The sequence below is a fragment of the Imperialibacter roseus genome, from assembly GCF_032999765.1.
GTDB lineage: Bacteria > Bacteroidota > Bacteroidia > Cytophagales > Cyclobacteriaceae > Imperialibacter > Imperialibacter roseus.
In genome coordinates this window covers 1,635,651-1,650,625 of record NZ_CP136051.1, presented here as the reverse complement: position 1 = coordinate 1,650,625, position 14,975 = coordinate 1,635,651, and the positions used below count along the sequence as shown (strand labels likewise).

General features: G+C 46.8%; 11 protein-coding genes. 4 read left to right on the top strand and 7 right to left on the bottom strand.

The window, feature by feature from the left end; translation table 11 throughout:
* Positions 1–85: 85 nt before the first annotated feature.
* The gene (locus tag RT717_RS07160) at positions 86–937 is read left to right on the top strand and encodes an AraC family transcriptional regulator (protein WP_317491056.1); all 852 of its coding nucleotides are present in this window, start codon (positions 86–88) and stop codon (positions 935–937) included.
* Positions 938–968: 31 nt separating this feature from the next.
* Here RT717_RS07160 and RT717_RS07155 read toward each other — a convergent pair whose 3' ends face one another.
* The 4 genes from RT717_RS07155 to RT717_RS07140 all read right to left on the bottom strand — a co-directional run bounded on the left by RT717_RS07155 (position 969) and on the right by RT717_RS07140 (position 5,667).
* Positions 969–1,862, bottom strand: a complete 894-nt coding sequence (locus RT717_RS07155; RefSeq protein ID WP_317491055.1) for a metallophosphoesterase family protein — start codon at positions 1,860–1,862, stop codon at positions 969–971.
* A 212-nt stretch (positions 1,863–2,074) separates the two neighbouring features.
* Positions 2,075–2,731 (bottom strand): hypothetical protein, encoded by a 657-nt coding sequence (locus tag RT717_RS07150; RefSeq protein WP_317491054.1) that lies wholly within the window; start codon positions 2,729–2,731, stop codon positions 2,075–2,077.
* A gap of 6 nt (positions 2,732–2,737) precedes the next feature.
* The gene (locus RT717_RS07145) at positions 2,738–2,977 is read right to left on the bottom strand and encodes a DUF2188 domain-containing protein (protein ID WP_317491053.1); all 240 of its coding nucleotides are present in this window, start codon (positions 2,975–2,977) and stop codon (positions 2,738–2,740) included.
* 173 nt (positions 2,978–3,150) lie between these two features.
* Positions 3,151–5,667: an ABC transporter permease gene (locus tag RT717_RS07140; RefSeq protein ID WP_317491052.1), complete on the bottom strand. Its 2,517-nt coding sequence runs from the start codon at positions 5,665–5,667 to the stop codon at positions 3,151–3,153.
* A gap of 396 nt (positions 5,668–6,063) precedes the next feature.
* Between RT717_RS07140 and RT717_RS07135 the strand changes: the two genes are divergently transcribed.
* From RT717_RS07135 to RT717_RS07125, 3 genes are all read left to right on the top strand, one after another.
* A complete protein-coding gene (locus RT717_RS07135; RefSeq protein WP_317491051.1) occupies positions 6,064–7,176 on the top strand; it encodes an acyltransferase family protein in 1,113 nt (370 codons plus the stop codon).
* A gap of 171 nt (positions 7,177–7,347) precedes the next feature.
* Positions 7,348–7,638: a hypothetical protein gene (locus tag RT717_RS07130; RefSeq protein WP_317491050.1), complete on the top strand. Its 291-nt coding sequence runs from the start codon at positions 7,348–7,350 to the stop codon at positions 7,636–7,638.
* 9 nt (positions 7,639–7,647) lie between these two features.
* Positions 7,648–8,046 carry a putative toxin-antitoxin system toxin component, PIN family gene (locus RT717_RS07125; protein WP_317492345.1) on the top strand — a complete coding sequence of 133 codons (399 nt, stop codon included), beginning with the start codon at positions 7,648–7,650 and terminating at the stop codon, positions 8,044–8,046.
* Between the two features lie 8 nt (positions 8,047–8,054).
* Here the strand turns inward: RT717_RS07125 and RT717_RS07120 are convergent, their stop codons facing one another.
* Genes RT717_RS07120 through RT717_RS07110 form a run of 3 tightly spaced genes read right to left on the bottom strand, consistent with a single transcriptional unit; the run spans position 8,055 to position 14,971 of the window.
* A complete protein-coding gene (locus RT717_RS07120) occupies positions 8,055–10,313 on the bottom strand; it encodes an ABC transporter permease (RefSeq protein ID WP_317491049.1) in 2,259 nt (752 codons plus the stop codon).
* Between the two features lie 11 nt (positions 10,314–10,324).
* The gene (locus RT717_RS07115) at positions 10,325–12,586 is read right to left on the bottom strand and encodes an ABC transporter permease (RefSeq protein WP_317491048.1); all 2,262 of its coding nucleotides are present in this window, start codon (positions 12,584–12,586) and stop codon (positions 10,325–10,327) included.
* A 27-nt stretch (positions 12,587–12,613) separates the two neighbouring features.
* Complete coding sequence (locus RT717_RS07110; RefSeq protein WP_317491047.1) at positions 12,614–14,971, bottom strand: ABC transporter permease; 2,358 nt, start codon at positions 14,969–14,971, stop codon at positions 12,614–12,616.
* Positions 14,972–14,975 lie beyond the last annotated feature (4 nt).

The window sequence follows — 14,975 nt, the reverse complement described above, 5'->3', positions numbered from 1 at the left end:
TGGCATTTACTTAACTTATTTTAACCATAATATTGATCAAGAGTCGTATTATTGGTAATATAAACAAGCATTGCATCGATAACGGATGAAAGCCATCTTTGAAAAAGTAGACCTGGAAGCAGGTCAGTCACTGGTAATTCGTGCGTTGAACCTCCCGGAGTTCGATGCTCCATGGCACTTTCATCCCGAAATGGAGCTCACTTATATTATCAAAAGCCGGGGAACGAGATTTGTGGGCAACAGTATTGAGGAGTTCGTCGAAAACGATCTGGTACTGCTCGGATCCAACCTTCCGCATATCTGGCAGAACCCTTCTAATCAGTCCGGCAGAAGTGAGGCAATAGTCGTGCATTTTTCCGCAGGAATGCTCAACAATAGCTTGCTCAGCTCTCCCGAGTTTGCCACCATCCGGCAGCTTTTTGAAAAAGCCAGCTATGGTGTGGCATTTCCACCGGAGCTCTCCAAAAGCGTTGGGAGAAAACTAGCTCAGATGGTAGATGCCGACCCATTTGGTAAAGTGCTTGGCCTCATGGAAACACTTCAGCTCCTCGCCACATCCAACGAGGCGAGAACCCTTGCCAGTGCTGGCTATGCGCACCACTCAACGGCAAAGGATGCAGAAAGGATGACCCTCGTGTTTGAGTATGTAAGGCAACATTTCAGGGACGTGATTCGACTTGACCCCGTTGCCAACCTACTTCACCAAACACCTCAGGCTTTTTGTCGTTATTTTAAAAAAAGAGCCAAGAAAACTTTCTTCGAGTTTGTGAATGAATTTAGGATAGGCCACGCCAGCAGGCTTCTGATCGATACTGAACTCAGCATCACCGAAGTCTGTCTGCAGTCGGGCTACAGTACCATTCCCCATTTTAACAAGCAGTTCAAGCGACTCACAGGGCTGAGCCCGACGGGGTTCAGGAAGAAGCATGTTGGTTAACCAGCAAGGCGGGCCGGGGCCCTTGCCCAACTTATGTCGCCGGATACGACCTGCTCCTCGTCTTTCGATAACCCGTCAACTCCAGGTCACCATTATCAAACCCTTCAATGATGGCATAAGCATTGTTCTCCGGCCCGCTGTTGTCGACCATGGCAGGCAAAAGCGTGTAGTGAATACCATTAATACTGGAATAACCCTCCCTGTGGCAATGGCCATGAAAAACTGCTACCACCCTGCCTGATGCCTCCAGTATTTGCCGGATAGCCGCTGAATTCTCTACGTGCATGGTCTCATCCGGCAGTTCATAAAGTGAGTGGTGAACAAACACTACCGTGGGTAGCCTGGTTGCTCCGAGGTCAGCCTTCAACCAATCCATCTGAGGTTGGGGAACGGTCGATTCGAACCATTCAAAATCACCTTTGTTGTGATCAGTGCCGTCAGGATGGAAGTTGGGGTCGATCACTATAAAGTGGAACCCCTTCTTGTCAAACGAATAGTAGCCAAGGCCCGAGTTGATGCCTGTATTCTCCACCTTGGCTATAAACTGTGCTTTGCTGATGCTGTCCACGTCGTGGTTGCCTATGACATGGTAGCGGGGGCCTTTGAATTGTGCATACACCGCCTCCAGGTTTTGCAGGTACTTCAAGGTGTCTTCCTCCCTCCTGTTGGTGTCTTCATCTTTGAAATCCCCAAGATGGACCACGAAATCGACCTTTTCCATGTTCATCACCTCGGTAAACTCGGCCATCTTTTCCAGCGACTCCCGGTAGTACCGAATGCCGCCTGGCTCCCGGTCGGCATAATGAGAGTCGGTGACCACACCAAAGCGCACTTTGGGCTTTCGGGCCGCCATGGCGTTGCCAATAAGCCCCATGGCGGGAATGGTAACCAGGGACGATTTGAGGAATAGTCGGCGGGTGATCATAGGACTGACTGTCGGTGGTTAAATATGACGTCAAATTAACGGAAATTACCCGCTGCGCCAACAAGAATTCATTGCGAAACATTTCTCATCGTTTCCCACGAGGCGCTTAACAGGTTCTCATCAAGCGCTTAATGGAATTCAGCTAAGCGCTTAACGAAAGCTTCCCGCTTAGGGATACGTTACTGAACAATCACAAAGGCGGAAACCCTTTGTTATGTACCACCGTCTTTCCATAGCTTAATTTCATCAATAAATTCAGGGAGAGTCATTTGTTGGATTTCAGTATCTACGAATCGTTCTGCCTCGGTGGCGGTATGTTTACCAGCATACTTCATCATTTTCTTCATATACAAATCCGTATTGAAATCAATGAAATCGGAATATATCTTATCTGAACTATTCAAATCTCTAAGTCCCACGGTTTCGGAAAACCATGACCTTAAACATTCAATCAACTTTTCAGGTATGTCATCATGACTCTTTATGTCAAATCCGTTTATATCCGAAATTGCCTTCATATAGTCATACCTTTCAGTTTCCAAAATCACTGATCTTCTGTCTGAAAAGTCTGGATTAAACCTCCTCAAACCATAGTCAATCCCAAGTTCAAACGGCATGTTTAGTCGATAATATTCATCAATTGATTTGGCTTGGAGCCTGGACAAATCATGAACAGCATATTTTGATTCTTGTATTAGCTTAATGATTTTTTCTAATCTAGAAAGGCCGGAGTCAGAAGACTCCAGAGAAATTCTTGGGTTAAAGCCGAAGTATACTATAGTAAAAATCAATGTCCTTAGGAGATCGAAATACTTATCATCAAATGGGCAATTGATAAATACGTTTTTATCATAATTTGTATGTTTCACCACTCCTTAGTGCTTTCTGTCCTTTGGAGGGAAAGGGTCATTCCCATAGGAGTTTCTGTTTTGGATAGTCCCATCCTTCCGGTGAATAAACAGCTCGGAATGTTCTTTTTTACTCAACTGTTTACCATATTCTACCGCCTTCACCTTGTTGTCAAAGGATTTAGAAGACTTCGCTGATCCCGATTTTTTAACAGCCCAACCTCCTTTTTGAGTTGATGGCACAACGTGGTTTGATTTCCTTGCCATATTCAGATTATTTAGGTTACTAAGCTAACAAATTTCGAGAAAACCTAGTTTGTTTTGGCAGTAAATAATGGCCAAATATGCACATCCCCTTATTTGCTTTTCTTTGACGCCTTAGTAAAGCTTATTCTCACTAAAAAGTACAAAAGGGAGTAGGGGATTCGGTGCCTCTCACCCTACTCCATCCTCAGCGAATCCACAGGATTGGCTTGTGCCTTTGGAATGGCCTCGACTACCACAACGACCAGCGCCAGCAATATCAGTCCCGCCCCCGGAAGTGCAAATAGCCACCACCCCAAACGCATAGCATAAGCGTAGTTTTGCAACCATTCGCTCACCAGCCAAAAGGTGATGGGCAGGGTGACCACAATGGCAATCCCCACCAACATAACAAAGCGGCTGGACAGCAACAGCAGCAGGTCAGTGATGGAAGCGCCCAGCACTTTTCGGATACCAATCTCCTTTGTCCGTTGGGCAATGGTGAGCGACACCAGGGCAAAGAGCCCCAGGCAGGAAATAACAATCGAGAGGCCGGAGAAAATCGACAGCAGTGTCGACAGCCGGTTTTCGGAGGCATATTGTTGTTCGTAACGATTCTCCAGCAAGAAGTAGTCGAAAGGGTTGTTAGGAAACATCTCTTCCCATTTGCCTCCAATGAAGGTAAGTGCGGCCGTCAGTGCTTCGTTGTTAAGGTCGCTGGCAGGAAAATTGAGCTTAACAGCGTAAAAAGTGCTGTTGATATTGTCCAGCACAAACATGGTCGGCGGAATGGCCGCCTTTGGCGACTCCTGATGAAAGTCCTTCACTACGCCCACTATCTTGCAACGAACCCCTTTCGATGCCAGCTCGCTGCCTACTGCGTCCTTTGCGCTCGCAAAACCATGCGCTTGCACTGCCTTTTCGTTGATCAGAATGCTTTCCAGTGCGTCACCAAAATCTCCGGCCCGCTGCTCAGTCGGAAGAAAGTCTCTTCCCTCCAGTATTTCCACACCAAATACGTCAACAAAGCTATCGTCCACCACATCAAATGTCATTAGTACTGCCTCATCACTGCCGCTTTCGGGTTTCCAGAATCGCTGCTGCCAGGTGTTCTCGTTGCCGGGCAAAACCGCAGACGTAGACACCGCCCGAATGCCGGGATATTGCTGAAGCTCATTCCTGAACACCTCCAGGCGGGACAGATAGGTGGAGTCCACCAACGAAGGAGTAGTTAGCACGAGGGTATTCTCAATATCAATCCCGAGCTTCATGTTGTGCATGAACTTTAATTGACCATATACCGCTGCTGTGCCGACAATGATAAAAAGGCTGGCAGCAAACTGCACCACCATCAGAGTAGACCGCAGGCCTCCTCCGGCCAAGGCGCTCGTCTTTCCTTTCAGCATCGAAGCGAGTTGCCTGTTTTGAAGTAAGCAGAACGGCACAAATGACGAAATGGATACGCTAACAAAAAAGAGTACCCAACAAACCATCAACATTACATTATCTTTCCAAAACAGGCCGAAAGGAACACCTGCCACGGCCTGAAACCAGGTTGAACTAACCTGCACCATTGTAAAAGCAAGCCCAAGTGCGAGCACATTCACCACGAGCGCCTCTGCTACAAATTGCTGAATAAGCTGCCACTTGCCAGCACCGATCAGCCTCCTCACACCTACTTCCTTACCCCGGCTCAGGGCCGAGAACATCGACAGATTGATATGGTTGACCCAGGCGATCACCAGCACGAACAGCGCTATGGCTACAAGAAAGTAAACATCAGCAGCCGAGTTATTGGTTTTCATTTCTTCCATCAACTGTGAATGCAAATGAATATCAACGACCGGCTGCATGTGCCAGCGTGGGTGCGCTGGATCCGGCGCCATGCCATACTTACCAAGCCATTCTCCTTCAAATTCCAGCAACTGCTCCGAAAGATCTTCTGGATGACTACCTTGACGGATCCTCACATAAGAGTGAAAATATTCCGCATCCCAGTCTTTTAGGTCTGCCCTTCCTCTTTCCGTTTGTGCCAATGTGGGAAAAGAAAACAAAAAGTTGACAGCCATGTGGCTGTTAGCTGGCAGGTCTTTTAACACTCCCGCCACCGTGTACTCTACGTCATCCATGCTGGTATGCCACTTCAGTGTTTTGCCCATGGGGTCATCAGCACCAAAAAACTTCAAAGCCATAGATTCGGAGATGATCACCTGAAAAGGCTGATCCAATGCTTCCTTGCTTCCTTTGAGCAGTGGAAAGTCAAAAAAATCGAAGAACGATGTTTCTGCAAAATAGCTATGCCTGGTGTTAAAGCTCCTGACTTCTTCCCCATTGTCGTACGACAGCACATTGGAGAAACTGGAACTTCCGCATAGCCTGGTGATGGCCTCCACCTGTGGAGTATTGAGTAATGAAGTGGCCAGCACAGCCGGAGAAGTGGCGGCTTCGTACTGCAAGGCGCCACTGGAAAAGTCTCTGGAGAAAATACGATAGGTTCGATCAATGCCTGCACCGTGGAACCGGTCGTAGCTAAGTTCGAAACGAACGTACTGCCCGATAAGAAGCGCAGCCGCCAACGCCATTCCCAAGCCAAAAATGGTAATGGCTGAGGCGCTCTTATGCCGGAGCAGGTTACGAAAGGCGAGTTTGAGGTAGTTGGTAAGCATATTGAAAACATTGACGTAACTCATTCGCATGAGCAGAGGTCGTACCAAATTGCAATTGATTGATTATTAGCCATTTAAATGGGTGTATCGACTGAAAACGTACCATATTGGCACAATTGCTTGTTTCAATATGGCACACTCAGTCAACTTCCCAGAGGTACCAGCTTTCAATATCTTCATAACTGAAGCAGTTTCAATTTTCATGACGTCGTAAAAGTGGCCGCTTAGGATAGAAAAAAGTCAGGAGCAAACACCGGCGATCCACCAACAAGCACCAACCAACCCGCCTTTTTCCACAGAGGTGTCATTTAAGTAGCTCAGTAATGAAAAACTGCTAAATTAGCTTCTGCTACTGTTGCCGGACACAATCGGCCGGATAGCTGTTTTAGTTCAATACCAGAAAGAGCTGCGTTGCGGGCCTTTTCTTAAACATTTAAATCAGAGATGACACAATCCGTCAAGAGCCAGCGCCTTTATTCCCTTGATGCCCTCCGGGGTTTTGACATGTTTTGGATCATGGGCGCAGAAGGGATTTTCCACAGAATGGATGAAATTACGGGAGGGCCCTTCTGGCATGCGCTGTCCACTCAGTTTGACCACCCTGCCTGGCATGGTTTCGCTGCTTACGACCTTATTTTCCCACTTTTCCTTTTTATGGCGGGCGTGTCTACTCCCTTCTCTATTGGCAGGCAGTTGGAAAAAGGCTTAGACAAGCAGTCCCTCCTGCTCCGTGTGATCAAAAGAGGCTTGATACTCGTGCTGCTGGGCATCATTTACAACAATGGACTGAAAATACTCCCGCTGGAGGAAATACGTTTTGGCAGCGTACTGGGGCGCATTGGCCTTGCGTATATGTTCGCCAATATTATCTATTTGTACACCACACAACGAGGGCAAATCATCTGGTTCGCCTCTCTTTTACTGGGCTACTGGTTCCTGCTGCTGTTTGGGCATGCACCCGGCCACCTGGCGGGTGACCTGACCATGGAAGGCAATATGGTCTCTTACCTTGACACCCTGATCATGCCTGGCAAGCTCTACCTCGGCATCCACGATCCGGAGGGCCTTGTATCCACCATTCCAGCTATTGGCACAGCTCTCCTGGGCATTTACACGGGCAACTTGTTAAAAAGCACAACCATCGATGACCGAACAAAAGTGGCGATACGACTGGCTGCTACCGGTGCCGTACTACTGGTATTGGCCCAGCTCTGGAACCTGGTGTTCCCCATCAATAAAAACTTGTGGACCAGCTCGTTTGTGCTGCAGTGCGGCGGCATCAGCATGCTGCTAATGGCGACTTTCTACTACATTATCGATATCCTGGGCCATAAGAAGTGGGCGTTCTTCTTCAAAGTTATTGGCATGAACTCCATCCTGATCTATATGTCGGGACGATTCATTAACTGGTCTTACTCCACCAATGCCTTCTTTGGCTGGCTGGGGCAGTTGGTCGGCGACCCTTACAATGTGGTAGTAATGGTGTTTTGTTACCTGGCGGTGAAGTGGGCTTTCTTGTATTTCATGTATAAGAAGGATGTGTTTTTGAAGGTTTAAAGAGGCCAGTGTTGGCTATCGGTAGAAGGAGATCACAAAGACGTCATTTGCAGAATTTACTGAGCATAATTTCAAAGTCAAAATTGAAAAGACAACTGATATGCCTCTGTAGCGGAATTTATTATCTTTGATAAGCATTCTTTAAGGAACAAGACACGAATTGAGCTAAAGATGAAAACTATTGCACTCAACGTCAGCGACGATATAGCTTCCCGGCTGGAAAAGCTCCCGAAGGAAAAGCTGGAGGAATTAGAAACAGTAATTTCAAATTGGCTAGAGCCAAGGAAACGACTGCTAAAAACCCTTGGAGAGATGCAAAAGAACGCACAAAACAATGATCCAACGCCGGAAAAATTAGAAAAAATTCTTGAGGATAAAAGAGCCTTATTGGAAGTAATGAGCGACATGAGTGCGTACGCCGAAAGAAAAGGTCTTACGCCTGAAATTCTAAAGAAAAAGTAATCGAGGCTTATAGTTGATTACAATGTATTTGTAAGTGCAGCCCTTTCACACCGGTCAGTTCCGGGAATAGTTACAAGGTTCGCAACAGAAAATTGCCAAGTTTTGTATTCTTCAGCAACCTTTTCAGAACTTCATTCCACTCTCTCACGACCAAAATTTGACAAGTATATTCAGGAGCATGATAAACTAGTATTTCTGCTGAAGCTCGCCGAAAAAGCTTCATTTATTGAACCAAAGGAAAGCATAAAAGCTTGTCGGGATCCAAATGATGATATGTACCTCGAACTGGCGGTAGCAGGCGAAGCTGGCTGCATCATCACCGGAGACAGACCACTGCTCGACCTTCATCCTTTTCGGGGAATACCTATCATTTCACCTGCTGCATTCGTTGAGCAGTTCATGTCCTAAATTTGCCCTTACTCCGCCCTCAGCGCCTCCACCGGATTAGTCCGGGCGGTTTTCCAGGTTTGGAGTACCATGATCGAGCTTGAAACCAGAAGCATCGCTACAGCCGGGCCGGCCATCAGCCAGAGATCCATGGACGTGGAGTAGGCGAACTCTGCCAGCCAATCGGAGCCGAAGTATCTTATAATGGCAGCCGATATCGTGCAAGCACCGAGTATCCAGAAAACATAGCTTTTGTTTACCTCCCTCAACAACTGCTGTGTGGTGGCGCCCAGCACTTTTCTGATGGCGATTTCCTTGAACCGCTTTTTAACGAAGAAGCCGGTAAGTGATGCAAGACCGATGCAGGAAATGAAAACGGCCACAAGCGACAGGCTCTTCAGCACCACATTCAATTCATTCGCTTCCCGATGTTTGGCGAGGTAATCGTCGTAGAGGGCATGAAACTCAAATTGCCTGCCCGGGTACAATGCTTCCCACTCGGCTTTCAGCTTTTGCTCCACCACCTCACTCCTGCCCTCCCGCACCCGTAGCGCCAGGTAGCCAGCCTTTGGCTTTGTGACTACCAGCATCATTGGATTGATCGTAGCATTGAGCCCGTTAAAATGGTAGTCGCTGACCTGCCCGATTATTTTCTTGCCCATAAGCTTCTCTACATCAATATCTTCTCTGGCGGCCAGCTGTTCGTTTACCAGGAGACCCTCTTCCTGCAGATGATCCGGCTCCTGTTTGAACTGTATCTGTAGTGTGGAGATATAGTCTTCATCAATTTCGGCATAGGGCACAAATTCCATCTTGCCCTCCCGGCTATCAACGATAGCTCCGTACCAGAGAAACGGAAGCCCCCCTGTGGCAGTGGCACTTTCAATTTCCGGAATCCCAAGTGCTTTGTTTTTCATGAGTTCCAAATCCAGCGCCGCCGACCTCATGGGAACATACCACAGATTGTCGATATTGAAACCCAGTGGTTTCGACCTGATATAGTTCATTTGTTTATCTACCACCAACGTGCCTCCCAGCAATACACAGGCAATTAGAAACTGAAGACCGACCAGTCCTCTCAGCAACCATTTTCTCTCACCGAGGTTGAACTTACCGGCCATTACGTCCCTGGGCATCACTTTTCTGAAAAGTACACTTTGCATCAAGGCGAGGCTTAAAACGACAATTACCAACAGCGCTCCCAGAAGCAGGGCTACCTGAAGTGTGGGGAAGTCGGTCATATGAAGGTAGGCCAGCACGTCGCCAAGGCTCAGCTGAATAAAGGAGAAAGAAACCAGAGCAGAAAGCACTACAATCATCATCGCTTCGACGAAAAACTGAAAAAGCATCTGGGAAGCTGTGATGCCCAGCACCTTCTTGACACCCATTTCCCGGCCCCTGAAAAGGGTCCTGACCTGGGTAAGGTTCATAATATTGAACAGCGAAATAAACAGAATGACGGAAGATACTATACTCATCATGGTCAGCATGGGTAGATCGGCCTTTCTGAGAATACCGGTCTCCTGCTCACCTTTCAGGTACATTTCGTCGACCCTTACCAGCGTGTACCTGATCACATCGATGAATCTCTCCATGCTTTCTGACTCTTTATCAACTTTCAGGGCCAGCTGATAAGCATCTGTTCCGGGCTGCAGCTTCATGTATACCAGCCCGGGAGAATCCTTCATTTCGGCAGTCGGTAACGGCACTGCCAGTATATTGGCTGCGAGGTGCGAGTTGGAAGGAAAATCCCCAAAAGTACCTGCCACCACGTAGTTGCCTTCTTTAACAGTCACAACCTGTCCTATCGGGTTGGCTTGTCCAAAGAGCCTCGACGCCGTGGTTTCATTGATAAGTATGGTACCCTCTTCAAACGGACTTCGTATATCGAAATAGCCCTGCTGAAACAATTCAACTACCTCCGGTTCTGTGTAGACCCATAGCTTCTCCACAAATTTCTGACCATGAGCCGTCACTTCTGTCTCCTCCCCTTCCCGGCACACCGGCACTGCCATGCTTACTTCAGGAAAGTGCTCTTCCATATACCGGGCATTTGCAACAGGAATAAATGGAAAACGAATCGGGGAATCTATGGTGTCGTTAGTCTTGAGCAGATAGGTATCCTCGATATCTGCGAAATGCTTATCAGCCGAATACTCATGGAGTATGAAGCTGAAAGTGAAAAAACAAGCGGCAAAAGCGAGCGCCAGCCCAACGATACTAGAGGCTGCATAACCTTTTTTCTTTTTCAAATGACGGAAAGCGAGGAGGATGTGGTTCTTTAGCATGCTCTAAATATTTATTCAGTTCTCAATGCTTCAATGGGGTTCGATTTGGCGGTCACCCAGGTTTTAAAAGTGACAATGGACACCGAAACAGCCAGCACAAGCAGTCCGGGCAGTAGCTGGATCCACCAATGAAACCGGGTATGGTAAGCGAACCCGTCCATCCAGTCATTTCCAAATTTGTTGACTATCGGAACAGCCGCCAGGGCACAGGCGGCGATAATCAAGACAAAGCCCAGATTGACGCTTTTGGCTATTTGGTAGACCGTGGCTCCCAGCACTTTCCGAATCGCTACTTCCTTTATTTTCTTTTTGATCGAGAACGCTGACAAAGCGCTCAACCCTACACAAGAAATAAAAACCGATATAAATGTGAGTGCGTTTACCAATGTAAGGAACTCCATGACCGATGCATGCGACGCAACAAACTGATCTTTCAGGTTGAACAGTTCAAAAGGCGTTTCCGGATAAAGTTGCTTCCATTTGGCAGCCAAGTACTGCTTTGCTTCTTTTTCTTTCCCTTCCGCTATCCGAACGGTAAGAAAGCCATTCCCCTGGTCTCTAATTCTGAACCTCAGTGGCTGTATTGGTTGTCTGAGGTTAGACTTGTGAAAGTCACTCACCACTCCCTCTAGAGTCCCCTCTATTTTGAAACGGCCATTCAACTCTTTTTCAAGCCAAACCCCTTGTTCATTAAGCAGGTAACCCGTAGCTGTGAGCGAAGTGGGTTCTTCTTTGAAATGAATTCGATAGGTATCAAAATAGTCCCGATCCACTTTACACTCAAAAAATTGCTCTCGGTGCTTATCTAGGTCGTAAACGGTCAGATAATAACCAGCATTTTGGCCTGGTATCGCACTTGAAACCGTGGATGAAATAACTCCTGGAATACTTTTGACTTCGTTTTTTAAGAGCTGAAGATTGAGCGAATCCCGGTCACTATGAACGTACCACAGCCCATCCGCATCAAAACCCAATGGTTTATTGGCAATGTAGCTCACTTGACTTCTTACCAGCAGCGCACCCCCCACAAGGCCTGTAGTGATCAAAAACTGAGCGCCAATCATGGCTTTTGAAAGATGCTTCTTAGAGCCAATCTTATAGTTACCAGAAATAATCTTTCTGGGCATGATGCCAGTAAATAAATAGATTTGAGGCAGGGTCAAAAGGCCAGCAACACCAAGAGCTACGCCAGCGACGACGGCCAGCGATAGGGACTGATTGACTGATACTATTTTGAGGTACATATAAACCTCACTGGCAAAGACCTGAGCCATTGACATCGCCAATAAAAACGATACAGAAACAATCAAAAAAGACTCAACAAAAAACTGATAAACAAGCTGTGTCTTCTTAATGCCCAGCACCTTTTTTACACCCACTTCTCTGCCACGAAACAATGCCTTTAGTTGTGTGTAATTGACAATATTAGTAATTGAAATCAGTAAAATAATGCCGGAAATAATGACTAATAGCTGCAAGGCATTTTTATTAATTGCTCTAAAAATAAAGCCCGTGGTTCCACTGAAATACTTCTCGTCGATGCTTTCGAGCGAATAGGCAAAAGGCCCGTATTGTTCCTCCAATTCACCAGAGAGTTCAGCCAGTTTAGGGTCAACCTGTCCCAGCGTTGCACCCTCCTGAAACTTCACATAAACGAAACCGCTGCCACTAGATTGAGATGAAAGTGATATTGCAGCAGCATTTATTTGTATGTGTGAATTTGAAGGGAAGTCGTCGAATGTGCCGGCCACTACAAAATCGCCACGGCTGGTATTTACAATTTGGCCGACAGGGTCTGCCTCGCCAAAAATGGCTTTTGAAATGTTGTTGCTAAGTAGAATAGACCCTTTTTGAAAAGGCAATTGAACCGAGAACAAATTGGCTTTGAATAGCTCCGTAAATTCAGGACTGGTAAAAATACATTTATCAACTTTGAAGGTTTCTCCTCCAAAAGATATATTAAAAGGACCTCTGACAGGATCAATAGGGATCACTTGCTCCAATTCAGGTATCTTTTCTCCAAGCTCAAAAGCAGCATCAAAGGATACATCAGGATTAAGCACCCTGTCTTCCGTGAGAGTAAAATGAGAGTTCATTCGGTAGAGCCTATCCCTTTGTGCAAAATGCTGGTCAGGAAATAGCTCATGAAGGAGAAAGACCACTGCGAAAAACGAAACCGTAAAAGCGATAGCAAGCCCCATAATGCTTACCAGAGCGTAGCCCTTTTCCTTTTTCAAATGACGGAAAGCGAGGAGAATGTGGTTTTTGAGCATGGTTGGTTGGTTTAGTGATTGAACAACTTATTCATTCCTCAAAGAGTCGACTGGATTGGCTGAAGCTGCTTTCACAGACTGGTACCCTACAGAGAGCAACGTGACGAGCAACATGACAAGCGCAGTGGAGAGGTAAGTGCTCCAGCTGATTTCGGTTCGGAAGGCATAGTCTGATAAGTATTCGCTGACTAAATACCAGGCTATCGGGATTCCAGCGAGCAAGCTAAAGCTAAAGAGGGCTACAAAATCATTGCCCAGCATAACAACAAGGCCCCAAACGGATGCTCCCATTACTTTTCGGATGCCCAATTCCCTGGTTCTTCTTTCAGCGGTGAAAGAGGCTAAACCAACGAGCCCCAAACAAGAAATCAGTATGGCAATGACTGTAAAACTCAGTGAGAGCTTTCCCACCACTGCCTCTGTTCGGTATTCCCTGTTGAAAACTTCATCAAGAAAAGTGTATTCAAAAGGATAATCCGAGTTGTGCTTCTCAAAGACGCTTTCTACCTGGGCAATGGTTTCTGCCACTGACCCCTGCCCTTCTAGCTTGATGAAGTAGTGTGACCCGATATTTTCAGAATACATGAATATCATGGGCTCTATGCCAAACCTCAAATTGTTGTTGTGAAAATCATCTGTAACGCCGACCACTTTCCCTTTTCCATTCCACATTTCAAGGTCTGCTCCTATCGCATGTTCAAGGTCTAATCCCATGACCTCGGCAGCTTTCTTGTTAATGATGTAATTGGAGGCATCCTGATCGCCAATGAAATTTCTACCCCCTTGCATTTTGATATTCATCGTTGGAATGAACTCAGCATCGCAGCGGTAAATTTTGAATGTGATGGAGGAGTTGTCGGGTTTGCCAGCCCATACCGGATCGGTGGTCGTAATGGGAACAGTAAATATGTTATTGCCTCCAAAGGCAATGCTTTTCACCGCAGCCAGCTGATTCAAATCATTTTTAATGGCCGAATAGTTTTTGTCCGTGCCTTCATTCCGGTCGACCACAATGATATTCTCTTTGTCAAACCCAAGATTTCTTTCACTGATAAAAACTATCTGCTTGTACACAGTGATACTCCCTATGATCAGAATTAATGAAGTGGTGAATTGAATGACCACAAGTGATTTGCGAAGGGTGTTTCCGGTGAGGCCGGCTTGTGTGTTTCCCTTTAAAACTTTAGCAGGATGGAATGCTGCCAAAATAAATGCCGGGTAGCTTCCGGCTAGCAGCCCGCAGACCAATGCCACTCCCAGAATCCCAAAAGTGAGTACCGGATTGGCGAAGTCTAATTCAATAGACTTGGCAGTGATGTCGTTAAAAAATGGCAGGAGCATCTGCACAATCCCCATGGCGAAAAGCAGCGCAATGAAAGACAGCAGCACCGACTCGGTCATAAACTGAATAACGAGGTCAGATTTTCGGGCCCCTATCGATTTCCTAACACCCACTTCACGGCTTCGGTTGGCTGATCGGGCCGTTGAAAGGTTCATGAAATTGATGCAAGCCATAACCAGGATTAAGATGGCCACAGCACCAAAAAGGAAAACCTGCTGTATTCTTCCGCCGGTGTTCTTCCCGTTTTCAAACTCCGAATAAAGCCTCGACTTCAGGTAGGGAAATAATAGTGGGGTCGTTGAGCAATCCGCACAGTTGCTCTTAATCAGGCCAGACAGCTTTTGGTCGGCCGCATCCCTGGAGTCAGCCGATTTCAACATCACCGCTGTCTTGCTGCCGCCACTTCTCCAGTTTTGTGTCCACGGATTCTCCCTGACGAAAAGCTCAAAGGGAACAACAAAGTCAAACCGAAGGGTGGAGTTTTGTGGAATGTCTTCGAAAACGCTGGTGACCATTAGTTCGCTGGATTCTCCCAGGCGCAGCGTTTTACCAATGGGGTCTTCCTTTTCAAACAGCTTTTTGGCGAGGTTCTCAGAAAGAGCAATTGATTTAATGTCGGTGAGCGGTTGGGTGGGATCACCACTTACGATGGGGAAACTGAACACCTCAAATAGTGCCGGGTCGGCGTAAATTCCACTTTCATTGAAGGCATTGGACTCATGCTTTACCAACAGCTCTGTTTCCATACTGTACTGAGTAGCTAGTTCCACTTCAGGAATTTGGCTTTCAATGACGGCCTTCAATTTTGCCGGCGTAGCGGCATAGGTTTCAATGCTGCCATCCGGATATTCGCTATTGACCAGCACCTGGAAAATGCGGTCACCATTTGCATGAAACTGATCGAACGACAGTTCATCGATCACCCAAAGGAGGATGAAAATATTGGCAGCGAGCCCAACCGTCAGTCCGAGGATATTGATGAATGCATAACCCTTGTGACGGAGCAAGTTGCGCCAGGCGATCAAAAAGTAGTTTTGTAACATTACT